Here is a 25746-nt window from a genome sequence, read left to right as displayed (position 1 = left end):
CCTCATGCCGACCATAGCGGTTCGGATCGTGGCCGCAACGCAGGGTCGGGGAGTGTGTGAATGGGGAGCGTCGGCGCCATGCCCATGGCCGTCGAGTCGCCTGACCTGGCGTCGCCCGAAGACCTGCGCGCCCTGATCGAGGCGCGGCTGCCGCAGCTGATCCCGGCGGACGACGGCAAGCTGGCGCAGGCGGGGCGCGACGCCCTGCTGTCGCCCGGCAAGCGGGTCCGGCCCGTGCTGACGATGATGGCGGCCGAGCAGGTGGGCGGACGCGCGGCGGACGCGCTGGATTTCGGCTGCGCGGTGGAGATGATCCACGCCGCCTCGCTGACGCTGGACGACCTGCCGTGCATGGACGACGCGGAGCTGCGCCGAGGGGCGCCGGCCCTGCACCGCCGGCTGGGCGAGGATGCGGCGATCCTGGCCGCGGTGGCCCTGCTGACCGAGGCGACGCGCGTGGTTGTGGCGGGCGCCCTGCCGGCCGAGGCGCGGCTGGACCTGGTCGATCTTCTGACCGGAGCGGTGGGTTTCGACGGCCTGGCCGAGGGCCAGATGCGCGATCTGCGCGACGCGGGCGAGGCGCGCGACGTGGCGGGCCTGCGCCGGATCAACGATCTGAAGACGGGGGCGCTGTTCGTGGCGGCCCTGCGCGGCGGGGCCCTGCTGGGCGGGGCGCGCGGCGAAGAGCTGGAGCGGATGACCGAGTTCGGCCGGGCCATCGGCTTCGCCTTCCAGCTGTGCGACGACCTGCTGGACGTCAACGCCACGGCGGCGGAGGTCGGCAAGGACGTGGGCAAGGACGGGCGGATGCTGACCTTCGTCGACGTCTGGGGCGAGGGCCGGGTGCGCGCGGCGGTGCGGCAGTCGCTGAACAAGGCGGCGGATGCGGCGGGGCCGGACGGTCCGATGACGCGGTATGTGATCGACCTGTTCCGGCATGCCGGGGCCGTCTGAGGCCGCGCCGGCGCTGCTTCTGAGCGGCGTCGTGTGCGGCTATGGCCCCGAGCCGGTCCTGCGCGGACTGGACCTGACGGTTCCGGCGGGCCGCATCTGCGCCCTGCTGGGCGTGAACGGGGCGGGCAAGTCCACCGCGGCGCGTGCGGCGTGCGGGTTGATCCCGCTGCGGGAGGGCACGGCGACGGTCGGCGGACGCGCGCCGGCGGCCGCGCGGATCGGACTGGCGCCGCAGGAGAGCGCCATGTTTCCCGCCCTGACGCCGAGGGAGAACGTCGCGGTGATGGCGCGGCTGTGCGGCGTGCCGCGCGCCGACCGGGCCGGGGCGGTGGAGGCGGCGCTGCGCCTGACCGACTGCCTGCCGATGGCCGACCGGCCGGTACGGGCCCTGTCGGGCGGCTGGCGGCGGCGCGCCAACCTGGCGGGGGCGCTGGTGGGGCGGCCCACGCTGATCGTGGCCGACGAACCGACCGAGGGCGTGGACGCTGGCACGCGCGACGCCCTGGCGCGGGCCCTGCGCGCGGCGGCGGAGGCGGGGGCGGGCTGCCTGCTGATCAGCCACGACGCGGAGTTCGTGGCGGCAGTCGCGGACATAGCGGCGGTGCTGGTCGCCGGGCGCGTGGCGGCGGAGGGGCCGCCCGAGAGCCTGCTGAGGGAGGCCTTCGGCGGGCGCCGGCTGCTCACCGTCGCCTTTCCGGCCCCGGCGAGCGAGGCGACGAGGACGCGGCTGGCGCGCGCGGGGCTGAGCGAAGGCGACGACGGCCGGGTCTGGAGCGTGCTGGCCGAAGGCGCGCTGGCGCGGGCGCGCAGCCTGTCGGACCTGATCGACGGGGAGGCGGGCGAGGTCTCGATCCGCCGCCCCGGCGTCGACGACCTGGTGCTGACCCTGACGCGCGAGGCGGCATGATCGCGGTGGTGGGCGCCTGGGCGCGGGGATTCACGCGCGACCTGCCGGGGGTGGCGCTGACGCTGCTGCTGCCGCCACTGGTGTTCCTGATGTTTTCGGCGATCTTCGGCGCGGGGGCGCGGGGCGAGATCGACTCGGCCGTGGCCCTGCACGACGGGGTCGGCTCCGCTTCGACGCGGGCGGCCGTGGAGCGGGCGCTGGAGGGGCGGGTCCGGATCATGGACGACGCCGGGGCCACGAGGGCCGCCGTGGTCGACGGGCGGGCCGACGCGGGCGTGCTGATCCGGCCGGGGCCCGACGGGCGGCCGAGGCTGGAGGTGATCGCCGCAGCCGACCGCACCGTGGCCGCCACGGCCCTGCAGGCCCGGCTGGAGCCGGTCGCCGCCGCCCTGGCCGGGGTCGCGGCGCCGCCGAGGCCCGCCGTGATCCGCACCAAAGTCGGGCCGGAGGGCGACGTGCAGTCGGCCTATTACGCCGGGGCGGTCGGCGTGATGTTCGTCTTCTTCGCGGCCATGCACGGCGCTATGCAGGGGCTGGACGAGCGGCGGTCGGGGCTTCAGGCGCGCATGGCGCTGGCGGGCGGCGGGCTGGCGCCCATCCTGGCCGGGCGGGCCGTCTGGCTGACGGCGGTCGGGATGATGCAGTCGGCGGCGGTGTTCGCGGCGGCGTGGACGCGGCTGCCGCCATTGGACGCCTGGCAGATCGGCGCGGTCGCGCTGACCGCCGCGCTGGTGGGGCTGGCGGCGGCGGGGCTGGGGCTGGGGCTGATCGCCCTGTGCCGGTCGCGGGATCAGGCGCAGCCGCTGACGACCTTCGTGGTGCTGTTGCTGGCGGCGCTGGGCGGATCGATGGCGCCGCGGTTCCTGATGCCCGAAGCGTTCCGCCAGCTGGGCTGGATCACGCCGCACGCCTGGGCGATCGAGGCCTATGGCGCGGTGATCTGGCGCGGCGCCCTGTCGCCGACGGTGGTCGCGGCCTGGGTCGTTCTGGCGGGCTTGGGGATCGGCGGGCTGGCGGTCGCCTGGATGCTGGAGACGCGGCGCGCGGCGCGGTGAGCTAGATGCGCGTCCAGAGCGCCGGGCGCGGCGGCGGGGTGCGCCAGGCGTCCAGCGTCTTGCTCCAGACCGCGATCAGGCCGCCGCGGCCCAGCAGCAGCAGCTTGGCGGTGCGGTCCACCCGGGTGCGGCCGTCCCAGGCCGTGGGGCCGGCGCGCGACACGTGGCGGCCGATCGAGCGGTAGACCCCTCGGGCCGTGGCGATGGCCCAGGCCGAGCGCGGGTTGAGGTCGCGCAGACCCCACCGGGCCGAGGCGTAGAAGGGCTCCGCCGCCTGCACCAGCCGGCGTGCGGCCTGGGCCACCGCCGCGCGGTGCTCGGGCGCATGCACGCGGTCGCGGGGGACGCCGGCCTCGTCCAGCCAGGCGCCGGGCAGATAGACGCGGCCGCCGCGCGCGTCCTCGACCACGTCGCGGGCGATGTTGGTCAGCTGGAAGGCCAGCCCCAGATCCTGGGCCCGACGCAAGGTGGGGGCGTCGTCCACCCCCATGATGCGCGCCATCATGACGCCGACCACGCCGGCCACGTGGTAGGAATAGTCCAGCGTGTCCTCCAGCGTGTCGTAGCGGCGGCCCAGCACGTCCATCTCGAACCCTTCCAGCAGGTCCATCGCCTCTTCGGCCGGGATGGCGTGCCGCACCGCGACTCGCTGGAAGGCGGCGAAGACGGGGTCGGTGGTGGGCTCGCCGGCCAGGGCGGCGGCGGTGCGGGCGCGCAGCTCGTTCAGCTTCCTGCGGGCCAGAACCGGATCGACGCCCACGGCGCCGTGGCCCAGAACCTGGCCGTCGATCTCGTCGTCGCAGTGGCGGCACCAAGCGTAGAGCATCCACGCGTCGTCGCGGACCGATCCGGGAAACAGGCGCGAGGCCACGGCGAAGCTGCGCGATCCCTGATCGATCGCACGCCGGCTGTGGTCCAGCACCGCGTCCGTCATGCGGGCTGCCTTGCGTCGGCCAGCATCAGGCCGGCGGTCGCCTTGGCCGATCCCACGACGCCCGGGACGCCCGCGCCCGGATGGGTGCCGGCGCCGACGAAGTAGAGGTTCGGGATCTGGTCGTCGCGGTTGTGGACGCGGAAGTAGGCGCTCTGCGTCAGGATCGGCTCAAGCGAGAAGGCCGAGCCGTTGTGGGCGTTCAACTGGTCGCGGAAGTCGAACGGCGTGAAGATGCGGCACGTCTCCAGATCCGCGGTCAGGCCGGGGATATGACGCTCTTCCAGATAGGCCAGGATGCGGTCGCGATAACGCGGGCCCTCGACCTCCCAGTCCAGGTCGGCGGAGGCGAGGTGCGGCACCGGCGCCAGCACGTAGAAGGCGTCGCAGCCCTCCGGCGCCAGCGACGGATCGGTGCGCGTCGGGGCGTGCAGATACAGGGAGAAGTCGTCGGGCAGGTCCGGACCCTTGAAGATCTCGGCGATGAGCTCGCGATAGCGGGGCCCGAAGATGACCGTGTGGTGGCGGATGTCCGGGTGTTTCCGCTTCAGACCGAAGTAGATGACGAACAGCGACATGGAATGGCGGCGCGTCGCCAGGCGTGCGCCCTCCTGGCGCCCCCTAGGTTCTTGTCCCAGCAGGCGACGATAGGTGTGCACCACGTCGGCGTTGGAGGCGACCATGTCGAACGGCAGGCTTTCGCCGCCCACGGTCACGCCCGCGACCCGGCCGCCGGCCATGTCGATGCGCTCCACCGGGCTGTTCAGGCGGATCTCGCCGCCCAGATCCTGCAGCAGGCGGAGCATGGCCTGGATCAGGGCGCCCGTGCCGCCGCGCGGGAACCAGACGCCCCACTTGCGCTCCAGCGCGTGGATCAAGGCGTAGATCGACGAGGTGGCGAACGGGTTTCCGCCGACCAGCAGGGAATGGAAGCTGAAGGCCTGGCGCAGGTGGTCGTCTTTGATGAACTCCGACACCTTGTCGTGCACCGACCGCCAGGCCTGCAGCCGCATCAGATCCGGCGCGGCCTTCACCATGCTGCCGAAGTCGAGGAAGGGGACAGAGCCCAGCTTAAGATAGCCGGCGCTCAGCAGCTCCTCCGAATAGGCCAGGAAGCGGCGATAGCCCTCGACGTCGGCGGGGTTCCGGGCGGCGATCTGGCGGTCCAGTTCGGCCTGGTCGTTGACGTAGTCGAAGACGTCGCCGTCTTCCCACGCCAGCCGGTAGAAGGGCGTGACGGGCAGAAGCTCGACGTAGTCCGACAGTTTGCGGCCGCTCAGCGCGAACAGCTCCTCCAGCGCCGAGGGGTCGGTGATGACGGTCGGCCCGGCGTCGAAGACGTATCCCTTGTCCTCATAGACGTAGGCGCGGCCGCCGGGCTTGTCCCGGGCCTCGAAGACCGTGGTGGCGACGCCCTGCGACTGCAGGCGAATGGCCAGCGCCAGGCCCCCGAAACCCGACCCGATCACCGCAGCCCGCATCAGTCACGTCCTCGTTCAAACAGGGCGCCCAGCGCGGCCCCGATCGGCACCGGCGGCTTGCCCACCAGAACCCTAGCCTGATCGGCCCAGGTTGACCCTGCGGCGTAGAAGCGCTCGATCAGCGGCTGGGGCAGGCGGTAGAAGCGCTCCAGAACCTTGTACCTCTGGCCCGGTCGGGCCGCGTGGAACAGCAGCCGGTTCAGCATCCGGTAGAAGCCGCGTGCGCGCCAGAGGGCCAGCGCGTGGATCCGCGCATCGAGCACGGCCTCGGGCCCGTCGCGCGCGATCGCCTCGGCCAGCCGGTCCGCCATTCGCACGGCGTCGGGCAGGGAATAGCCCGTCGTGGGGTGGAACAGCCCGGCCCGCAGGCCCACAAGGGGCGTCGGCCCCATGCGGTCGAAGTGGGCCTCCAGATCGCCGCCCAGCGCCACGGGCAGGACGCCGTCTTCCTCGCGGACGACGGACTCGACCTGCCAGCCTTGCGCCGCGGCATAGTCCAGGGTGTCGCGCCGCAGGGCCGCGCGATCCAGCTCCGCCCCGTCGGCGTAGCGGGTGTCCTCGATCAGCAGGGTGCGGTCGTCCAGCGGCAGGGTGTAGACGAAGCGGTAGCCGTCCAGCTGATCCACCGTGGCGTCCATAATGATCGGCTCGGTCAGGTCGTGGGGGACGGCGGTGCGCACCTCCAGCCCCACGAATTTCTGGAAGCCGAGGTCCAGGTCCGGCGTGGCGGCCGGGCCCCGCCCGTCGATCACGGCGCGGGCCCTGAGCACCGTCTGATCGGCCAGGGTGACCGAGTTCGGCGCCACGGCCGCGACCGGCGTCGACAGACGCACGACGTCGCCCAGCGCCTGGCGCAACACGGCGTCGAACCGATCCGCGGTGACTGTCAGATAGCCCGTGGACAGCCGCCGTCGCGTCCGTGGGAACCGCACCGAATAGGCCGGCCAGCGATGCGCCACCATCGTCGCGATCCGGGCCGACTGATCGGCCGTCAGGTCGGTGGCGAAGAAGGACCAGGTGTGATTGCCGCCCAGCCGGTCCTCGCCCTCGATCAGGCGCACCCGCAGGTCCGGACAGGTCCGCGACAGCCGCAGGGCCAGCAGCCCGTTGGCCAAGCCCCCTCCGACCAGCAGCAGGTCGGCGTCATCCGCTGAAATGCCGTCGCCCTGCATCGCCGTGTGGTCGCATGCGGCAAAGCATGGAGCAAGGGAGATGGTCGGCTTTGCCCATCCGACAGGCGCCGGGCGCCGCGTTTGCATCGCGCCCGCCGTGCCGTTACCGAGACGTTCGTGCGGCTGTGGTCGGCCGCTCGGACGAGAACTCGCTTGAGCGACTGGGAACGCGGACAGAAACACGCAACGATCAACGACATCGCCCGGCTCGCGGAGGTGTCGAAGAAGACCGTCTCGCGCGTGATCAACAACTCTCCGTCAGTGAAGGCGGAGACGCGTCGACGCGTCGAAGCGGTCATAGCCGAACATGGCTATTCCCCGGATCCGCAGGCGCGGGGACTGGCGTTCCGGCGGTCGTTCCTCGTCGGGCTGATCTACGACAACCCCAGCCCCAACTACGTCGTCAACATGCAGCAGGGCGTGCTGGAAGGCGTTCGGGGCTCTGGTCTTGAGTTGGTCGTGCATCCCTGCGACCGCGCTTCGCCGCGGTTCCTGGATGACGTCCGCAGCTTCGTCGTTCGCCAGAAGCTGTTCGGCGTGGTCATGCCGCCCTCGGTGTCGGAGGACGAGCGCGTGGTCGAGGTGCTGAAGGCGGCGGACTGTCCCTATGTGCGCATCGCCTCTGTGGCGCTGGACGAGGTCGGCGCCATGGTCGTCACGCACGACAGCCGTGGCGCCGCGCGCGCGGCCCGCCATCTGGCCGGGCTGGGTCACCGGCGCATCGCTTTCATCTCGGGCCCCGAAAGCTTCCGTTCCTCGCACGAGCGGGGCAGGGGGTTCCGCGAGGGACTGGCCGAACATGGGCTGGAGCTGTCCCGCGACCTGGTGCGCCAGGGCGCCTACACCTTCGAGTCGGGCGTCGAGGCCGCCCGCGATCTGCTGGCCCTGCCGGATCGCCCGACCGCCATCTTCGCCGGCAACGACGAGATGGCCATCGGCGTCATGAAGGCGGCGCGGGACCTGGGCCTCGACGTGCCCGGCGATCTGTCCATCGTGGGCTTCGACGACCTGCCCATGGCGTCGCGGGTCTGGCCGAACCTGACCACGGTGCGCCTGCCCATCCGCGACATGGGCCGCATGGCCGCCGAAAAGCTGACGGCGCGGCTCCGGGGCCTGGATCCTGCCGAACTGGACCAGCCCACCGTCGATCCTCAGCTTGTGGAGCGGGACTCGACCGCCGCGCCGTCCACCTGACCGATCAGGCGGTTTGCGGCGCTCGGGCGTCGACGACGGACTTCAGATAGGCGCGGATGCTCTCGTCCCTGGCGTTGGCGAAGAACAGATTGGAGAACTGCGCGCCCGCGATCGCCGCCTTCAGGAGGTCCTGATCCATCGACTTCAGCACCGTCAACATGTCCCGGCACGTGACGGCCTTCAGATCCTTCAGGATGCCCCGGTTCCGGCGCATGATCTCGGCCCTCTCCTTGGGATAGCCCAGGCCACGCTCGCCCTCGAACAGCTTGCGATAGCAGTCCTGCAGGTTCAGCTCGGCCGCCCATCCGAAACCCTTGGCATAGGGCATCGAGATGGCGTTGCCGTCGTTGATCTGGCCGAACAGGAAGGCGTCCGTCGGATCGTTGATCAGGCCGCAGAACACCCCCGGCATGCTGTTGCATGCCAGCATGGAGCCCATGCCGGTGCCGCAGCCCGTGACCACGAAGTCGGCCGCGCCGGAGTTCAGCAGAATGCCGGCCAGCAGGCCGTTCATGACGTAGGTCAGCGACGCCTGATCTTCGGCCGAATACATGCCGTAGTGGTGGACCTCGTGGCCCAGCGGCTCGACGACGGCCTTCAGGGCGGCGTGGACGGTCTCGCTCTTGGCGGCCTGGCTGTTCTCGATGATCAGGGCGATCTTCATGGCGTTCCCATCCTTGCGGCACATCGGGTCCGCGTCATTGCCTGAGAATATGACACCGGTTACCTATGCACAATCCTCAGCGGGCGGCAGGATGGCCGCCAGCGTCAACCATCAGCGGATATCGGGGCCTCATGTTCGATCTCACCGGCCGCACGGCCCTGGTCACGGGCGCCAACACAGGTTTGGGGCAGGCGATCGCCGTCGGCTTGGCGCAGTCCGGCGCGAACATCGTCGCCGTGGGCCGGTCCGCGCCGACCGAGACGGCCCGGCTGGTCGCCGACGCCGGGCGTGCGCTCCACGCCATATCGGCCGACCTGGAATCGACCGCGCCCATCACCGACGTCGTGGCCCGGGCGACGGCCGCCGTCGGCGCGATCGACGTCCTGGTCAACAACGCCGGCATCATCCGCCGCGCCGACAGCCTGGACTTCACCGAGGAAGACTGGGACGCGGTCATCGACGTCAATCTGAAGTCGGCCTTCTTCCTGTCTCAGGCCGTGGCGCGGACTTGGGTGGGCGCGGGCCGGGGCGGGAAAATCCTCAACATCTGCTCCATGCTGAGTTTCCAGGGCGGCATCCGCGTGCCCAGCTACACCGCGTCCAAGAGCGGTCTTGCCGGCCTGACGCGCCTGCTGGCCTGCGAGTGGGCGTCCAAAGGCATCAACGTCAACGGCATCGCACCCGGCTACTTCGCCACCAACAACACCGAGGCCCTGCGCGCCGACGAGACGCGCAACCGCGACATCCTGGCCCGCATCCCCGCCGGCCGCTGGGGCTCGCCCGATGACCTGAAGGGCGCGGCGGTGTTCCTGGCGTCGGACGCCTCGGCTTATGTCCACGGCACGATCCTGACCGTGGACGGCGGCTGGATGGCGCGCTGAGCGTCAGGTCAGGCTGTTCAGCCAGTCTTCGAGATTGGTGTAGCCGTCGCCTTCGGGGTCCGCCGTCCCATCAGTCGCGTTCTCCGGGTTCAGCCCTCTTGCGCGTTCCCAGTCGTCCGGCATGCCGTCGCCGTCCGCATCGATCCACGGCGTTCCCGCCGGCAACTCGGGCCAGCCGCCGACGTCGGCTTGCGAGTCGATGATGCGGCCCTCGCCCCCTTGCACGCCGTCGACCACGCGGGCGTCGACGGCGTCACGCGGCCAGGCCCCCGCACGCGCCAGAACCCTCTCGGCCGTGGCGTCGGGGTCGGCGTCCGCCGCCTGCGCCCAGTCCGGCCGCGCCGCCAGCCGCTCGCCGGGACCGCCGTCGAAGCGCACCAGGCTCCATGGGTCGTCCGGCACGGCGCCCGCCATGGCATTGCCCTCGAACCAGGCACGGGCCAGCGGATTGGAGTCCTCGAACGCCCATCTGCCCTCGCTGTCGGGCCCGGGAAGATAGGCGTTGCCGATGAAGGCGTATGTCGAGATCGAACCTGTGTCGGCGTCGTATCCCGCGTGCGCTCCACCCCAGTTGAAGAAGACGTTCTGGCGGAACTCGAACAGGGGACCGATCGGGTCCACGTCCGGCGGACTGTAGTTGCCCGGCCGGGGCATGCGGGCGCGGTGGCTGGCCCACAGGTTGCCGACGAAGCTGATCCGCGCGCCGTGTCCCCCGCGGGCCAGGGTGCCGTAGCCGTGCTGGCCCTTGGCGTGACCCGAGGCGTTCAGCGACTCGGAGATGATCGAGTTCTGGACCGTGACGTCGTAGATCCCCCGCTCCGGGGGGTCGTACCGGCTGCCGATCGACAGGGTCTCATCCACCGACCAACTGGCGGAAACGTGGTCAAGGAGGATGCGGCGGCCCCGCTCGATGGAGACGGCGTCGGCCTCCACGCCGCTTTCGTCACCCAGCCGGGCGCGCAGGTGGCGGATCACCACGTCGTCGGCCCGCACGATCAGCGGCTGGTCCCGGATGGCGACGCCGCCGCCCGGCGCCGTCTGTCCCGCCAAGGTGAGACGACCGTGTCGGATGATCAGCGGGGAATCCAGGCGGATCGTCCCGCCGACGTCGAACACGATCGTGCGCGCCCCCTCGGTCTCCACGGCAGCCCGCAACGACCCGGGTCCGGAGTCGTCGAGCGTGGTCACCCTCAGCACGGCTCCGCCGCGTCCTCCCAGGGCGTGACGTCCCGCGCCCTCCGCTCCGGGGAAGGCCAGCTGCTGCGCCCGAGCCGCGACAGGCAGCGCGAGCGCCACGGTCGCCGCGAGGATTGCAGCGCCTTGAGAGAACGGGGTTGCCGAAGGGGCGAACATGAGTCTAGGCTCTGGATTGATACCGGTGTCAGTCCAACTTCATCTGGATTTGACACCGGTGTCAAATCGGCCCGCTCGAAGGCGAGGCCGCAATAAACAGATAGACCGGGGACACCCCGGCGTCCTGTATGCCCATTGGGAGGAGGCATATGTCGCAGTTCATCACGGCGCGGTCGTCGCGCGCCCTTCGCCGCAGCCTGATCGCCGGCACGTCCGGCCTCGCCATGGCGATGACTTTCGGCGTCATCGCCGCCGCCGCCCAGTCGCAAGATCCGGAAACGGAGGTCGACGAGATCGTGGTCACCGGCTATCGCGCCAGCCTTCAAGCCGGTCTCGCGGCCAAGCGTCGTGAAGCGACAGTGGTCGATGTGATCGTGGCTGAGGACATCGCCGACTTTCCCGATCTCAACCTGGCGGAAGCGATCCAGCGTGTACCAGGCGTCGCCATCGACCGCGACGCGGGCGAGGGGCGATCGATAACCGTCCGTGGCCTTGGCTCGGACTTCACCCGCACCCGCATCAACGGCATGGAGGCTCAGGCCACCACGGGCGGCACCGATTCCTCAGGCGGCGCCAACCGCGGTCGCGGCTTCGACTTCAACGTCTTCGCGTCCGAGCTCTTCAACTCCATCACGGTCCGCAAGACCGCGGCGGCGGAGACGGAAGAGGGCTCGCTGGGCGCGACCGTCGATCTGCAGGCCTCACGTCCCTTCGACTATCCGGGCCAGGCCTTCGCCTTCTCCGGTCAGGCCGGCTACAACGACCTGTCCGAGCAGTGGAATCCGCGGATGGCGCTGCTGGCCAGCACCACCTTCGGCGACCGGGACCAGTTCGGGGCCTTGATCTCCGTGGCCTACAGTGAGCGAAGCCTGCTCGAAGAAGGGTTCAGCACCGTCCGTTGGGCTCCGGCGACAGGCACCGGCAGTTCGGGCGGCTTCTGCAGCCCGATCGGCGTCACGCCGCAGAATCCGGGCAACAGCGGAACGACGGGGTCGAGCGCGGCGAACTGCTCGACCGGCAATCCTCGAGCGCCGAACACGCCGGCGAACGTGACGGCCTATCAGACCGCGAACCAGGCCAACGTCTTCATCCCCCGATTGCCGCGCTATGGGCGATTGACCCATGAGCAGGAACGCTTGGGCGTCACCGGGTCGTTCCAGTGGCGACCGGCCGACACGACCCAATTCTCGGTCGACGTGCTATATTCCAAGCTGGATGCGACGCGACAGGAGGATTTCCTCCAGGCCCTGTCGTTCAGCCGCAACGCGGCGGCGGGCGGCCAGACGCAGGTGATCGTGCGCGATGCGGCCATCGACAACGGAATGCTGGTCTACGGCCTTTTCGACAACGTCGATTTGAGATCGGAAAGCCGCTTCGACGTGCTTTCGACGGAGTTCATCCAGGTCAGTTTCACCGCCGAGCATGAGTTCACCGATCGCCTGCGAGGTCGCTACTACATCGGTCGCGCGGAGTCGTCGTTCGAGAACCCTATCCAGACGACCGTGACCCTCGACGCCAACGACGTCGATGGATACGGCTGGGACTTCCGCGGGAACATGAACTCGCCGGTCATCACCTACGGCATCGACGTCACCAATCCCGCGTCGTGGGCCTGGCGGCCCTCGACGGCCTCCACGCCCCGATCCGAGATCCGTATCCGCCCGAACGGCGCCGACAACGTCTTCATGTCGTGGCAGGGCGACGTCGAATACGACGCCTCGGACTGGCTGACGCTCAAGGCCGGAGTGAACTACAAGTCTTACGAGTCGTCGACGTACGAGTTCCGCCGCACGGACGAGACCGTGGTACCCGTGCTGCCCGGCACGACGACGGTGGCCGACATTTCCAACCAACTTACGGGCTTCGGGCGAGACCTGATCCCGGGCGGCACGCTCAACTGGCTGCGCCCGGACCTGAGCGCCATCGCTTCGCTGTTCAACATCTATTGCAACTGCAACACCGGCGTGGCGGGCGGCGATTTCACGCTGACCAGCATCACCAACGGCAATGCGCGCGGCGGCAACCGGTCGATCGAGGAGGAGGACGTCGCGGTCTACCTCCAGGCGGACTGGGACACGGAGCTGTTCGGCATGCCCTTCCGCGGCAACGTGGGCGTGCGTCAGGCCAACACGCGGATCTACGCCGAGGGCTACAGCTCGACCGGCGGCGGCACGCTGGTGAGCGGCGAGCACGAATACACCGACACCCTGCCGTCGCTGAACCTGGTGTTCGAGCCGATGGACGACCTGCTGGTCCGCTTCGGCGCGGCCAAGGTCATGGCACGGCCCCAGATCGGCAACACCCTGGCGGGCACCAACTACCTGGTGCCGACCACGTCGCTGAACGCCACGGGGCCGAACTTCACCGCCTCGATCGGCAACGTGAAGCTGGAGCCGTTCCGGGCCGACACATACGACTTTTCGATCGAATGGTACTTCGCGCCGGAAAGCCTGCTGTCTTTCGCCTATTTCTACAAGGACATCGACACCTACATCCAGATTCTGCGTCAGGACTTGCCGTACTCGGATCTGACGGCTCTGAACCCGTCGGCCTTCGCGCCGGCCTTCTGCACGGGCGTTTGCAGTTCCTCGACCATCTTCCAGCTGACCAGCGCGGTGAACACCGAGGGCGGGCCGTTGAAGGGCTTCGAAATCAGCTGGCAGCAGCCTTTCCGCTTCCTGCCCGGACCCTTGGGCAACACCGGGGTGCAGGTGAATTACACCCGCGTCGAGAGCGAGATCGACTACTGCAACGACGCCCTGTGCTCGACCTTCGTCACGGCGGACCTGATCAATCTGTCGCCGGAGTCGTGGAACGCGACGCTCTACTACGAGGACGAGCGGTTCTCGGCGCGAGTGTCGGGGTCCGCGCGGGACCAGTACCTGCAGAACATCCCGGGCCGGAACGGCAACGCCCAAGAAGGCAAGATGGAGACGTTCAACCTGGACGCCTCCGCCTCGTTCAAGGTGACCGACCAACTGGACCTTACGTTCGAGGCCATCAATCTGACCGACGAGTTCAACCATCAGTGGGTCGGCGACGACACCCGGCAGAGCACGTCCGTCTATCATCACACTGGACGCCAGTTCTACGTCGGCGCCCGCGCGCGCTTCTGACCCTCATCCTCTCCTGAGGAGCCAACTGGGCCGGTTCGCCACCCCAAGGCGAGCCGGCCCTTTTTGTCGGAGACGAGACGATGCTCAGGCGTCACTTCCTCGCCGCAGCTCCCGCAATTCCCATCTTGGCGCGCCCCCTGCGTGCGTCGCCGGTGCTCACCACCGCGCATGGTCCCGTGGTGGGCGGCTGGAACGAGGGGATCGCCGTCTTCCTCGGCGTCCGCTACGGCGCCGACACCGGTCTGGATCGCTTCGGACCCCCGCGAAGGCCCTCGCACTGGTCGAAGCCGTCGCCTGCGGACGCCTACGGCGCCTCGGCTCCGCAGCACGGTGAGGCCGCTCCCATGTCGGAGGACTGCCTGTTCCTGAACGTCTGGACGCCTGCCCTGGACCGGGCCCGGCGTCCGATCATGGTCTATGTTCATGGCGGCGGCTATGCGACGGGGTCTGGGTCCGATCCATTGTATGACGGCGCCCGGCTGGCGCGCCGTCGAGACGTCGTGGTGGTCACGCTTAACCATCGCCTCGGCCCCCTAGGCTATGCCTCGCTCAGGCGGATCGCGACGGGCTTCGACGTCTCGGGCAACGCCGGTCAGCTGGACCTGATCCTTGCGCTCGAGTGGGTGCGCGATCACGCCGTCGCCCTCGGCGGGGATCCGTCAAGAGTCATGCTGTTCGGGCAGTCCGGCGGGGGAGCCAAGATCGCGACCCTCATGGCCATGCCCGCCGCCGCAGGCCTGTTCCATGCGGTCGCCACCATGAGCGGGCAACAGGTCACCGCTTCGGGCCCGCTCAATGCGGAGCGGCGGGCGCGGGCCTGGCTGACCGAACTGGGGGTGGCGCCGGACGGGATCGACGCCGTGCGGCGGATGCCTTGGCGACGCCTCGTGGAGGCGTCGCGGATCGTGGATCCGATTCTCGGATACGGCTCGCTGCACTTCGGCCCCGTGCTCGACGGAGTCAGCCTGCCGCGGCATCCCTTCCATCCCGACGCGCCCCCGCAGTCGTCAGGGACGCCGATGATCATCGGCCAGACCCGAGACGAGACCCTCGCTTTCCTCGGCGCCGACCCCGCCAACGCCGGCCTGACCTGGGACTCGTTGCCCGGGCGTCTGACTCCGGACCAGTTGCGCCTCGACGTCGAGGCGGAGACTGTGATCGCCTTTCATCGCGCGCTGCATCCGACGATGACGCCGGACGAACTGCTTATCGCCGCCACGACGGCCGGACGGTCTTGGCGGGCGGCCCTGATCGAGCTCGAGGCGCGTGCAGCCCAGGGCGCGCCGGCCTGGGCCTATCGGCTGGACCTCGCCGGCGCCCTGCCGAACGGCAGGCGCGGCGCGTTTCACGGGGCGGACATCGCTCTGGCGTTCGACAACGTCGACCGGCCCGGCTCGCCCTTCACAGGCCCGGACGCGCACAGGGTGGCCGGCCAGCTGTCCACCGCCTTCGCGACGTTGGCGCGCAGCGGAACCCCGGCCCATTCGGGCCTTCCCCATTGGCCCCAATGGCGACCGCCGGAGCGCGAGACCCTGATCCTCGACGTCGATGCACGGATCGAGCAGGATCCGCGCGGTTCGGAACGGGACTTCTTCAACCGGTACCCCTACGTCCAGCCCGGTACCTGAACGGCGTCAGCGAACCACGCGTGCGGATCCTCCAGCCGCAAAGTGTTCGACCTCATGCGCCGTGCATACGGCGTTGTCTCCCGGCGTCGTCATGGCGAGCGCGCCATGAGCCCATCCCAGTCGAACGGCTTCATCGCCGCCCCGGCCGTCGAGAAGAGCGTGGATGATCCCGGCGGCGAAGGCGTCGCCGCCGCCGACACGGTCCAGAACCTCGACGTCGCGCGCTGGAACCTCATATCGAACGCCGTCAAGCCACAGAACGGCGCCCCAGGCATTCAGGCTGGCCGAGCGTGGATCGCGCAGCGTCGCCGCGAACGTTGAGGCGTGCGGGAATGCCTCTCGCAGGCGGGGCATGAGATGATCGAATGGGCCGGAATCCAGAGGATGGATTCTGTCCTGACCACCATCGAGGCCCATGCAGTCCCGATAGGCATATTCGTCGCCCAGCAGCACGTCGGCCAACTCCGCGATCTCGCGATTGACGCGTCGCGCGGCGTCCGGGTCGGCGTGGGCGGTCCAGAGGCTGGCACGGTGGTTGAGGTCGTGACTGACGACGGCCCCAGCGTCGCGGGCTGCGCGCACGGCCGCGACCGCGGCGCGGGCCGTCGACTCCGAGAGCGCCGCGAAGATGCCACCGGTGTGCAGCCACCGAGTCTCGCCGAGCAGCGTCGACCAGTCGAAGTCTTCCGGTCCGATCCCGGCCGCGGCCGAGCGGGCGCGGTCGGACAGACCCAGGGCGGCCCTGGGTCCAAAGCCCCGCTCTGTGAAGTTAAGGCCCATGCGCATGTCGCGCCCGATCGGGTCGGCGGGCCGCATCAGGATTTCGGAGTCGTCTACGCCGCCCATCCTGATCAGGTCACGGCAGAGCAGGCCCAAGTCGTTGGCGGGCAGCGCGGTGAGCACCGCGGTGCGGCGCCCGAAGGTGGCCGCGAGGCCACGCGCAACATTGTACTCTCCGCCGCCCTCCCACACCTGAAAGCTGCGTGCCGAACGGATCCGGCTCTCTCCGGGATCGAACCGGAGCATGACCTCGCCGAGGGCGACGCAGTCCCACCGACGAACGGCCGGGAGCTTGAGAGATGAGTTCATTTCATCAGCGAGGGCAGCCACAGAGAAAGCGCCGGCACGAATGTGACCAGCATCAGCACGCCGGCGCAAGCCAGCCAGAAGGGCCAGATCGTCTTAAGCGCCGCCGTCATCGGCACGCGCGCGATCGCAGAACCCACGAACAGCACCGACCCCACCGGCGGCGTGATCAGGCCGATGCCGCAGTTCAGCAGCAGGATCACCCCGAACTGCACCGGGTCCACGCCGAACGCCTTGGCTACCGGCAGGAAGATAGGCGTGCAGATGATGATCAGCGGCGCCATGTCCATGAAGGTGCCGAGGATCAACAGGATCACGTTGATCAGCAGCAGGATCAGGATCGGGTTGTCGGTCAAAACCTGCAGCAGTTCGACCATCTGGGCCGGGATCTGCAGATAGGCCATCAGCCAGCCGAAGGCGCCGGCCGTGCCGATGATGAACAGCACCGCCCCGGCCGTCCGCGCCGCGCCGGTGCAGGCCGCCTTGAACCCGTCCCAAGACAGGTGGCGATAGACCACGCCGGTGATCACCGCGGCATAGACCGCCGCGATCGAGGCGCTTTCCACCGCCGTGAAGACGCCGGCCCGGATGCCGCCGAATATGATCAGCACCAGCATCAGCCCAGGGATCGCCGCCACGAACCGCGTCGCCACGACCCCGAAGCCCGGGAAGGCCTCGGCGGCATATCCCCTGCGCCGGGCGATGACGTAGGCCGTGACCATCAGCGCCCCCGCCAGCAGCAGTGCCGGAATGATGCCCGCCGCGAACAGGTCGGAGATCGAGACACCGCCCCCGGCCGCCGCCGAATACAGGATCATGTTGTGCGACGGCGGCACCAGCAGGGCCACCAGTGCCGCCGAGATGGTCACGTTGACCGCGTAGTCGGACTGATACCCCCGCTTCTGCATCTGCGGGATCATGGTGCCGCCGATGGCCGAGACGTCGGCGATGGCGCTGCCCGAGACGCCGCCGAACAGGGTCGATCCGACCACCGTCACCTGACCCAGCCCCCCGCGCACATGTCCGACCATGGACGACGCCAGCGCGATCATCCGGTCCGCCAGACCGCCCTTCATCATCAGTTCCCCGGTGAAGATGAACAGGGGAATGGCCAGCAAGGCGATGGACCCCATGTCGGACCCCATCTGCTGGAACACCACCACCGGCGGCAGCAGCAGGTAAAGCACCGTCGCCAGCGTCGAGGCCAGCAGGCAGAACGCCACGGGCACGCCGATGGCCAGCAGGCCGAACAGGACGCCGAACAGGATCAGATATTCCACGGCTCAGTCCTCCGTCCGCGCGTCGACGAAGTCGCCGGTCATCAGCCGCTCGATCGCGAACAGGGCGATCAGCGCGCCACCGACGGCCAGCCCAGCGAACTTCAACCCGGACGGCAGCGGCGCCCCCGCCATGGCCACGTCCCAGTCGTCGATCATGAGGAGGGCGCCGTAGCCCAGCAGGCCCAGACCGGCGGCGAGCGTGATCAGGCGCGACAGGGCCTTGGCCGCCGCCTGCAACGGCGCGGGCAGGGCGTCGCGAAATCCCTGAAAGGCGAAATGGCTCTCGCGCCGCACGGCCACCGCCGCGCCCAACATGACGGCCAGCGCCATCAGCAGCAGGGCGACCGGCTCGGTCCAGCCCGGGCTGTCGTTCAGCACATAGCGGGCGAACACCTGCCACGCCTGCACCAGCGCCATGCCGACCAAGCACGCGCCCGCCGCGCCCAGGGCCAGGGCCGCCAATCCGTCCAGCGCGCGCCGGGGCGCGGGCGATGGGTCGCTCATGGGCTCCTCCCTCTCGAAGCCGTTTCTGTTCGCGGCCTTATCCGGCCGTCGTCGTCACGCGGTCGTGCAGCCGGGCCAGCACGGGATCGGCCAGATGGCGGTCCAGCACGGGCTTCACCGAGGCGACGAACGCGTCCCGATCGACCTGCGTCACCACCGTGCCCGCCTCCACGACCTTCGCCCGTGCTTCCGTCTCGCGCGCGTCCCAAAGCGGCCGCATCACCCGCACCGAGCGCCGCGCCACGTCTCGCACCAGGTCGCGGTCAGCTGCGCTCAGTCGCTCCAGACTGGCCTTCGACATCAACAGGGCGTCCGGCGAAAACGAATGCTGGGTGTCGCTCCAGTGGCGGGCCACCTCGAACTGCCGACTGGACTGATAGCTGGGCCAGTTGTTCTCGGCACCGTCGATCAGGTGGGTCTGCAACGACGAGAACACCGCCCCGAACGTCAGCGGCGTCGGGTTCGCGCCCATGGCGCGGATCGATTCCAGGAAGATGTCGGACTGCGGAGCCCGGATCTTCAGCCCTCTCAGCTGCCCCGGCTCCGCCACCGGCCGCCGCACGTTGTAGAAGCTGCGCGGCGCCGCGTCGTAATAGGCCAGCCCCACCAGACCCCGCTCCTCGAACACGTTCAGCAGGTCGGTCCCTATCGGCCCGTCCACGACGGCGCGCACATGGGCGACCGAGCGGAAGACGTAGGGCAGGGCCAGGATGCGCGTCTCGGGAAAGGCGTTGTTCAGCGCCGCCACCGCCACCCGGCACACGTCGACCGCCTGAAACCGCGTCAGGCCGATGGAATCGTCCTCGGTGCCCAGCTGGCCCGCCGGGAACTGGCGCACGCCCAGGCGGCCGTCGGTCAGACGAGACAGCTCGTCGCCCATCCATTTGACCGCCTCGACGGTGGGATAGTCCGCGGGGTGCACGTCCACGCATTTGAACTCGGTGGCGGCGCCGGCGCGGGCCGTCGGGGCGCAGCCCGAAGCCGCCAGTCCGCTCAAGCCCAGCGCGCCCAGCGCCAGTCCGCGTCGCGTCGCCGTCATCCGTCCGCCCCCCACGCCACCGCCCGCGCCGACAGGCTCCCGTCCGGGCCGAAGTCGGCACGGCAGTCCTGACCGGCGAAGATGCGGTGCACCCCGGTCGCCGCCCCGGTGGAGATCAGCTGTCCGGCCTCCAGAACGCGCCCCCGCGCGTGCAGAAGGTTCAGCAGGAAGGCCAGCGAGTCCAGCGGCCCGCCCGGCACGCTCATGGCGCCCCCGCGCCCCGCCTCGGCCCCGTCGATCTCCATGCGGCAGGTCAGCCGCTCCAGCCGCCCGCGCCAGTCCGGCACGGACGGACCCAGGATCAGACCCTGATTGTTGCCGAAGTCCGACGCCGTGACGGCCGGGCCATGGTCGTTGATCCCGGGAAACGGGCTGCCCGCGATCTCCATGCCGATCCGCACGTCGGAGACCAGGTCGGCGACCGTGGCCGAGGTCCATCCCGCCCGGTTGGGCGCGTCCTCGCCCAGCACCAGCACATACTCCGCCTCGACCGCCGCGAAGCCGCCGTCGATGACCGGAAAGACGGCCTCGGTCGTCGTTTGCACCTGATGTTCGAAGATCGGTCCGGCCAGCCGCCCCGCGCCGAAGCGGACGTCCCAGGGCGGGGGCACGCGGCCCAGCTTCCAGCCCGCGATCAGGTCCGGCCACAGCGCGACGGCGTCGTCCTGGATCGCATAGGCGGCGGCAAGGCTGGTGGGTTCATTCCCCGGATAGTCGGGCAGGGCGCGCCCGCGCTTGCGGGCCTCCACGAAGGCGCGGGCGATCGGCGAAACGCTTGAACTGTCGTGCGCGTGGGCCACGCATCCTCCCCGGTTGAGGCGGACATTGCGCAGGAAGGAAACCGGTGTCAATTTGAATCCGGAACAGACGGGCGCACAGTGAGGCGGCCCGCTCACAGGGATGGAAATCATGCGCCTGACCCGCTCGCTCGCCGGCTTGCTCGCTTTCGCGGCCCTGCTGACCGCGCCCTCGCTGGCCTCGGCCCAGCTGTTCGGAATCGGCCGTCGCGCCGAGCCGGCGCCTCAAGCGGCTACGCCGATAGCCTTCCCCGGCGCGCTGGGCTGGGCGGCCGCCACTCCGGGCGGACGCGGGGGGCGCATCATCCGTGTGACCACCCTGGCGTCCGAAGGTCCGGGCTCACTGCGCGAAGCCATCGAGGCGGAGGGACCCCGCATCATCGTCTTCGAGGTCGGCGGCGTCATCGACCTGCAGAAGAAGACGCTGGTCCTGCGCAACCCCTTCGTCACCATCGCGGGCCAGACCGCGCCGTCGCCGGGCATCACCCTGATCCGCGGCGGCATGGACATCCGCGGCCACGACGTGATCGTGCAGCATCTGCGCATCCGGCCCGGCTCGGCCGGCGGCGAATGGATGAGCGGCTGGGACGAGGACGGCATCGCCACCGTCGGCGCCTGGAACGTCATCATCGACCACAACAGCCTGACCTGGGCCACCGACGAGAACCTGTCGGCCTCGGGCCCGCGGTTCACCGGCTCGACGCCCGAGGAATGGCGCGCGGGCACCAGCCACAACATCACCTTCTCGAACAACATCTCGGGCGAGAGCCTCGCCTATTCGACCCATTCCAAGGGCGAGCACTCCAAGGGCTCGCTGATTCACGACAACGTCACCGGCCTGCTGATCGTCGGCAACCTGTATGCTCACAACTATGAGCGCAGCCCCCTGTTCAAGGGCGGGGTGCACGGCATCATCGCCAACAACCTGATCTACAACCCCGGCCCGCGCGCCATTCACTACAACCTGGCCCCTGAGGAGTGGGGCGACGTGCCGTTCGAGGTCGGCAAGATGACCGTCGTCGGCAACGTCCTGCGCGCCGGACCTTCGACGCCGACCGAGCATCTGGCCTTCATGATGATCGGCGGCGCCGGCGACGTGGAATACTACGGCCGCGACAACATCGCCGTGGACCAGGTGGGCGAGCCGTTGCGCATGTTCGGCCGCTACACGACGACCAATGCCCGCATCATCGAGGTGCGTCGCCCGCCGGTGTGGTGGGAAGGCCTGCAGCCGATCCCGGCCGTGGACGTGCAGGTCTCGGTGCTGCGCAACGTGGGCGCCCGCCCGTGGGACCGCGACCAGCGCGACGTCCTGCTGATCGCCGAGGTGGCCGAGGGGCGCGGCGAGATCATCGACCATGAGCGGGAGGTCGGGGGGTATCCCGCCGTGACCGAGCCCACGCGCAAGCCCTTCGTCGAGGCCGACTGGGATCTGTCCACGATGACGCCTCTGCGCGACGACGTCCTGGATCGGCCCTCGGTCAGGAGAGGCACGTGAGCTGGGTCGTCCCGTACCTGGATGGGCGCAGTCTTTGTGCCAATCCGGCTGCTGGGCGTCGGATCTTCGGTTGACGGGCGAAAGGTCCGTGTTTCGATCGGCGCGCATCGGCTGAGAGCCCTGGTCTTTACGCGCAGCTTACGCGCCAGGCCGTAACTCCGAATGGCTCCCTTACGCGGCGACGGCGTCTGATCTCTCCCTGTCGAACACAGGGGAGCGCGGCATGGCCGACGTGATCTATCTGGCGATCGGCGGCGGGGCGTTCGTGCTCTTCGCCGCCCTCGCCGCTGGACTGAAGCGGATCTGACGATGGCGATCGGTCTGCTCTGGGCTTTGGGCGCGCTCGTCGTCGCCGTCTATATGGTCGCGGCCCTGTTGCGGCCCGAGCGGTTCTAGGAGAGCCGCGTCGTGAACATTCAGGGATGGGCGGAGATCGCCCTGACGCTCGGTCTGGCCTGCCTGCTCGGTTGGCCGATCGGGGTCTACATGTCGCGCGTCTGGAACGGCGAGCGGACCTGGCTCGATCCGGTGCTGAAGCCGGTCGAGGGCGTCTTCTATCGCGCCGCCGGGGTCGACTCGAGCCGTAGCCAGGGCTGGCTGGGCTATGCGGGCGCGCTTCTGGCCTTCAACGCGGCGGGCTTCGTCCTGCTCTACGCGATCCTGCGGCTGCAGGGCCTCTTGCCGATGAACCCGCAGGGGTTCGACGGCCTGTCGCCGCATCTGGCCTTCAACACCGCGGTCAGCTTCGTCACCAATACGAACTGGCAGAGCTATGGCGGCGAGACGACGATGTCGACGCTCAGCCAGATGCTGGGCCTGACCACCCAGAACTTCCTGTCGGCCGCCACAGGCGCCGCCATCGCGGCGGCGCTTGCCCGTGCCTTCGTGGCCGATCGGGGCCAGGGCGTCGGCAACTTCTGGTCCGATCTGACGCGCACGACGCTCTATGTCCTCCTGCCCCTGTCGATCGGCCTGGCCGTGGTTCTGGCCGGGCTCGGCGTCGTCCAGTCGCTGTCGGCCTCGGCCACGGCGACGACGATGGAGGGCGGATCGCAGACCATCAGCCTGTTCCCGACCGCCAGCCAGCTCGCCATCAAGCAGCTGGGCATCAACGGCGGCGGCGTCTTCAACGTCAACTCGGCGCACCCGCTGGAAAACCCCTCGCCGCTGACGAACTTCATCACCGCCGTCTCGATCAATGTGCTGGGCTGGGCCGCCTTCTTCGCCTTCGGCCGCAGCGTCCTGGCCAGGAAGGACGTGCGGGCGCTCGCCATCGCGGCCCTGATCCTGCTCGGCGCCTCGGCCGCGGCCCTCTACGCCGTCGAGACCCAGACCGTGCCGTCCCTGGCGGCCGCGGGCGTCGAGGCGACCCAGAATCTGGAGGGCAAGGAAGTCCGCTTCGGCGTCCCCTCGTCCGTAGCCTGGGCCGCCATGACCACCGGCGCATCCAACGGCTCGGTGAACTCGATGCACGCCAGCTACATGCCGCTGGGCGGGGCGGTGCAGATGTTCCTGATGCAGCTGGGCGAGATCCTGCCGGGCGGCATCGGCTCAGGCATCGCCGTCATGGTCCTGATGGCCGTGCTGGCCGTCTTCGTCGCCGGCCTGATGGTCGGGCGCACGCCGGAGTATCTCGGCAAGAAGATCGAGGCGCGCGAGATCCAGTACGCCATGATCGCCGTGCTGATCCTGCCGCTCGCCGTCCTGGGCTTCGCCGCTACCGCCGCCGTCCTGCCCACCGCGCTGGAGGGCCTGCTCAACGACGGTCCGCATGGGCTGTCGGAGATCCTCTACGCCTACACCTCGGCGGCGGCGAACAATGGCTCGGCCTTCGCGGGTCTGACCGCCAACGCGCCGTGGTGGAACACGACGCTGGGGATCGCCATGCTGGCGGGCCGCTTCGTCCCGGCCATCGCCGTGCTGGCCGTCGCGGGCAGCCTGGTGGCCAAGCCCAAGCTGGCGCCGTCCGCAGGGACGCTTCCGACCCACGGGCCGCTGTTCATCGGCCTCCTGATCGGCGTGATCCTCATCCTGGGGGGGCTTCAGTTCTTCCCCGCCCTCGCGCTGGGCCCGATCGTAGAGCATTTCGACATGCTCCAGGTCGTGGCCCGCTTCTGATCCGAACGGACTTCACGACATGACGGACATGTCCATCAATCCGGCGCGCTCGCCCATCGCGGGCGGCCTGTCGGGCGCCATGCTGGGCCGCGCGCTCGGCGACGCCTTCATCAAGCTGAACCCGGTCAAGCTGCTGAAGAACCCGGTGATCTTCACCACCTGGATCGTGGCGCTTCTGGCCAACGTCTCGGCGGCGGCGGAGATCGCTTCGGGCCAGCCGTTCGGCTTCGCGCTTCAGATCGCGCTCTGGCTCTGGGCCACGGTGCTGTTCGCCAACGTCGCCGAAAGCGTCGCCGAGGGGCGGGGCAAGGCGGCGGCCGACAGCCTTCGCGCCACCCGCGTCACGACCAAGGCCAAGCTGATCGTCGACCCCAAGACCGGTACGGTGGTCCCGACCCCGGCGCACGAACTGGCGATCGGCTCCATCATCCTGGTCGAGGCCGGGGACGTCATCGCCTCGGACGGCGAGATCATCGAGGGCGTCGCCTCGGTGAACGAGGCCGCCATCACCGGCGAGAGCGCGCCGGTGATCCGTGAGAGCGGCGGCGACCGCTCGGCCGTGACCGGCGGCACCACCGTGGTGTCGGACTGGATCAAGGTGCGCATCACCGCCAAGCCCGGCTCGACCTTCCTCGACCGCATGATCGCGATGGTCGAGGGCGCGAATCGGCGAAAGACCCCGAACGAGCTGGCTCTGGCCGTCCTTCTGGCCGGTCTGACGCTGGTGTTCCTGATCGCGGTCGTGACGCTGGTGGGGCTTGGCGCCTATTCCGGCGTGGACCTGGACCCGATCGTCCTGGGCGCCTTGTTCATCACCCTGATCCCCACGACCATTGGTGGGCTTTTGTCAGCCGTCGGCATCGCCGGGATGGACCGCCTGTTGAAGGTCAATGTGCTGGCGACCTCCGGCCGGGCGGTCGAGGCGGCGGGCGACGTCGACACCCTGCTGCTCGACAAGACAGGCACCATCACCTTCGGCAACCGCATGGCGACCGAGGTCCTCCCAATCCCTGGCGTCCGGCCCGAAGCCGCTTTGAAGGCCGCCGTCATGGCGTCCCTGGCCGATGAGACGCCGGAAGGTCGCTCCATCATCGAACTGGGCAGGAACGCCGGTCTGACGGCCGAACTGCCGGAAGGCGCGACCGCCATCCCCTTCACCGCCGTCACCCGCCAGTCCGGCGTGGACGCGGGCAAGGACAGCTGGAGGAAGGGCGCGGTCGACGCGGTGCTGAAGTCGCTGGACCTGACCGAAGCGCAGGCTCCGGCCGAGTTCCGTCAGGCCGTGGACCGCATCGCCCGCTCCGGCGGCACGCCTCTCGCCGTCACCCACAACGGCGCCCTGATCGGGGTCATCCACCTGAAGGACGTGGTCAAGCCGGGCGTGAAGGAGCGGTTCGCCGACCTGCGTCGAATGGGCCTGCGCACCGTCATGATCACCGGCGACAACCCGGTCACGGCCGCCGCCATCGCCAGCGAGGCGGGCGTGGACGACTACCTCGCCGAGGCCACGCCCGAGGACAAGATGCGCCTCATCAAGGCCGAGCAGGCCAAGGGCCGTCTGGTCGCCATGTGCGGCGACGGAGCGAACGACGCGCCCGCCCTGGCCCAGGCCGACGTCGGCGTGGCCATGCAGACCGGCGCCCAGGCCGCCCGCGAGGCCGGCAACATGGTCGATCTGGACTCGGACCCCACCAAGGTCATCGAGATCGTCGAGGTCGGAAAGCAGCTGCTGATCACGCGCGGGGCGCTCACCACCTTCTCCATCGCCAACGACGTGGCCAAGTATTTCGCCATCATCCCGGCCATGTTCGTGGTCGCCCTGCCGTCGCTCGGCGCGCTGAACGTCATGGGCCTGCACAGTCCCGAAAGCGCCATCCTGTCGGCGGTGATCTTCAACGCCCTGGTGATCGTGGCGCTGATCCCGCTGGCCCTGGGCGGCGTGAAATACCGCGCCATCGGCGCGGGCGCCCTGCTCGGCCGCAACCTCCTGATCTACGGCCTGGGCGGTCTGATCGCGCCCTTCGTCGGCATCAAGCTGATCGACCTGGTCGTCTCCGGGCTCGGCCTCGCCTGAGCCCCCTCCTACCC

General features: G+C 69.6%; 21 protein-coding genes. 11 read left to right on the top strand and 10 right to left on the bottom strand.

Annotated elements, in window-relative coordinates; genetic code table 11:
• The first annotated feature begins 60 nt into the window (after nucleotides 1-60).
• From VGN45_RS02160 to VGN45_RS02150, 3 genes are read left to right on the top strand one after another with little or no spacing between them, the layout of a single operon-like run.
• A complete protein-coding gene (locus VGN45_RS02160) occupies nucleotides 61-954 on the top strand; it encodes a polyprenyl synthetase family protein (protein WP_327458816.1) in 894 nt (297 codons plus the stop codon).
• The gene (locus VGN45_RS02155; RefSeq protein ID WP_327458814.1) at nucleotides 938-1861 is read left to right on the top strand and encodes an ABC transporter ATP-binding protein; all 924 of its coding nucleotides are present in this window, start codon (nucleotides 938-940) and stop codon (nucleotides 1859-1861) included. The genes VGN45_RS02160 and VGN45_RS02155 overlap by 17 nt, the downstream gene beginning before the upstream one ends.
• Nucleotides 1858-2916 carry an ABC transporter permease gene (locus VGN45_RS02150; protein WP_327458812.1) on the top strand — a complete coding sequence of 353 codons (1059 nt, stop codon included), beginning with the start codon at nucleotides 1858-1860 and terminating at the stop codon, nucleotides 2914-2916. Before VGN45_RS02155 ends, VGN45_RS02150 begins: the two co-directional genes overlap by 4 nt.
• A gap of 1 nt (nucleotide 2917) precedes the next feature.
• Here the strand turns inward: VGN45_RS02150 and VGN45_RS02145 are convergent, their stop codons facing one another.
• The 3 genes from VGN45_RS02145 to crtY are packed head-to-tail and all read right to left on the bottom strand — an operon-like array spanning nucleotide 2918 to nucleotide 6500.
• Nucleotides 2918-3850, bottom strand: a complete 933-nt coding sequence (locus VGN45_RS02145; RefSeq protein ID WP_327458810.1) for a phytoene/squalene synthase family protein — start codon at nucleotides 3848-3850, stop codon at nucleotides 2918-2920.
• Nucleotides 3847-5328 (bottom strand): phytoene desaturase, encoded by a 1482-nt coding sequence (locus tag VGN45_RS02140; RefSeq protein WP_327458807.1) that lies wholly within the window; start codon nucleotides 5326-5328, stop codon nucleotides 3847-3849. Before VGN45_RS02140 ends, VGN45_RS02145 begins: the two co-directional genes overlap by 4 nt.
• A complete protein-coding gene (gene crtY, locus VGN45_RS02135) occupies nucleotides 5328-6500 on the bottom strand; it encodes a lycopene beta-cyclase CrtY (protein WP_327458805.1) in 1173 nt (390 codons plus the stop codon). Before crtY ends, VGN45_RS02140 begins: the two co-directional genes overlap by 1 nt.
• Nucleotides 6501-6653: 153 nt before the next feature.
• Between crtY and VGN45_RS02130 the strand changes: the two genes are divergently transcribed.
• A complete protein-coding gene (locus VGN45_RS02130) occupies nucleotides 6654-7694 on the top strand; it encodes a LacI family DNA-binding transcriptional regulator (RefSeq protein ID WP_327458803.1) in 1041 nt (346 codons plus the stop codon).
• 4 nt (nucleotides 7695-7698) lie between these two features.
• Here VGN45_RS02130 and VGN45_RS02125 read toward each other — a convergent pair whose 3' ends face one another.
• Nucleotides 7699-8358: an RpiB/LacA/LacB family sugar-phosphate isomerase gene (locus VGN45_RS02125; protein WP_327458801.1), complete on the bottom strand. Its 660-nt coding sequence runs from the start codon at nucleotides 8356-8358 to the stop codon at nucleotides 7699-7701.
• A gap of 131 nt (nucleotides 8359-8489) precedes the next feature.
• Here VGN45_RS02125 and kduD point away from each other — a divergent pair, with 131 nt between their 5' ends.
• A complete protein-coding gene (gene kduD, locus VGN45_RS02120) occupies nucleotides 8490-9239 on the top strand; it encodes a 2-dehydro-3-deoxy-D-gluconate 5-dehydrogenase KduD (protein ID WP_327458799.1) in 750 nt (249 codons plus the stop codon).
• 3 nt (nucleotides 9240-9242) lie between these two features.
• On the opposite strand, the gene VGN45_RS02115 is transcribed toward kduD, so the two are convergent.
• The gene (locus tag VGN45_RS02115; protein ID WP_327458797.1) at nucleotides 9243-10535 is read right to left on the bottom strand and encodes a pectate lyase; all 1293 of its coding nucleotides are present in this window, start codon (nucleotides 10533-10535) and stop codon (nucleotides 9243-9245) included.
• A gap of 206 nt (nucleotides 10536-10741) precedes the next feature.
• Between VGN45_RS02115 and VGN45_RS02110 the strand changes: the two genes are divergently transcribed.
• A complete protein-coding gene (locus tag VGN45_RS02110) occupies nucleotides 10742-13708 on the top strand; it encodes a TonB-dependent receptor (RefSeq protein WP_327458795.1) in 2967 nt (988 codons plus the stop codon).
• A gap of 80 nt (nucleotides 13709-13788) precedes the next feature.
• On the top strand, nucleotides 13789-15336 hold the full coding sequence (locus tag VGN45_RS02105; protein WP_327458793.1) for a carboxylesterase/lipase family protein: 1548 nt from the start codon (nucleotides 13789-13791) through the stop codon (nucleotides 15334-15336).
• Between the two features lie 6 nt (nucleotides 15337-15342).
• On the opposite strand, the gene VGN45_RS02100 is transcribed toward VGN45_RS02105, so the two are convergent.
• The 5 genes from VGN45_RS02100 to VGN45_RS02080 are packed head-to-tail and all read right to left on the bottom strand — an operon-like array spanning nucleotide 15343 to nucleotide 20045.
• The gene (locus VGN45_RS02100; protein ID WP_327459259.1) at nucleotides 15343-16425 is read right to left on the bottom strand and encodes a sugar kinase; all 1083 of its coding nucleotides are present in this window, start codon (nucleotides 16423-16425) and stop codon (nucleotides 15343-15345) included.
• Nucleotides 16422-17702, bottom strand: a complete 1281-nt coding sequence (locus VGN45_RS02095) for a TRAP transporter large permease (RefSeq protein ID WP_327458791.1) — start codon at nucleotides 17700-17702, stop codon at nucleotides 16422-16424. The genes VGN45_RS02100 and VGN45_RS02095 overlap by 4 nt, the downstream gene beginning before the upstream one ends.
• A gap of 3 nt (nucleotides 17703-17705) precedes the next feature.
• A complete protein-coding gene (locus VGN45_RS02090; protein WP_327458788.1) occupies nucleotides 17706-18206 on the bottom strand; it encodes a TRAP transporter small permease in 501 nt (166 codons plus the stop codon).
• Between the two features lie 37 nt (nucleotides 18207-18243).
• Nucleotides 18244-19245: a TRAP transporter substrate-binding protein gene (locus VGN45_RS02085; RefSeq protein WP_327458786.1), complete on the bottom strand. Its 1002-nt coding sequence runs from the start codon at nucleotides 19243-19245 to the stop codon at nucleotides 18244-18246.
• The gene (locus tag VGN45_RS02080; protein ID WP_327458783.1) at nucleotides 19242-20045 is read right to left on the bottom strand and encodes a 2-keto-4-pentenoate hydratase; all 804 of its coding nucleotides are present in this window, start codon (nucleotides 20043-20045) and stop codon (nucleotides 19242-19244) included. The genes VGN45_RS02085 and VGN45_RS02080 overlap by 4 nt, the downstream gene beginning before the upstream one ends.
• Before the next feature lie 109 nt (nucleotides 20046-20154).
• On the opposite strand from VGN45_RS02080, the gene VGN45_RS02075 reads away from it, so the two are divergent.
• From VGN45_RS02075 to kdpB, 4 genes are all read left to right on the top strand, one after another.
• On the top strand, nucleotides 20155-21540 hold the full coding sequence (locus VGN45_RS02075) for a pectate lyase (RefSeq protein WP_327458781.1): 1386 nt from the start codon (nucleotides 20155-20157) through the stop codon (nucleotides 21538-21540).
• 309 nt (nucleotides 21541-21849) lie between these two features.
• Complete coding sequence (locus VGN45_RS14640) at nucleotides 21850-21936, top strand: potassium-transporting ATPase subunit F (RefSeq protein ID WP_414643383.1); 87 nt, start codon at nucleotides 21850-21852, stop codon at nucleotides 21934-21936.
• Nucleotides 21937-21948: 12 nt separating this feature from the next.
• Entirely contained in the window at nucleotides 21949-23658 is a 1710-nt protein-coding gene (gene kdpA, locus VGN45_RS02070; RefSeq protein WP_327458779.1) for a potassium-transporting ATPase subunit KdpA, read from the top strand.
• A 19-nt stretch (nucleotides 23659-23677) separates the two neighbouring features.
• On the top strand, nucleotides 23678-25732 hold the full coding sequence (gene kdpB / locus VGN45_RS02065) for a potassium-transporting ATPase subunit KdpB (RefSeq protein ID WP_327458776.1): 2055 nt from the start codon (nucleotides 23678-23680) through the stop codon (nucleotides 25730-25732).
• The last annotated feature ends 14 nt before the right edge of the window (nucleotides 25733-25746 follow it).

Origin of the sequence: Brevundimonas sp., from assembly GCF_035999125.1 — a bacterium.
In the GTDB taxonomy this organism is placed as follows: Bacteria; Pseudomonadota; Alphaproteobacteria; order Caulobacterales; family Caulobacteraceae; genus Brevundimonas.
The sequence above is the reverse complement of the archived record's forward strand: the minus strand, read 5'-3'. Positions and strand labels throughout refer to the sequence as shown.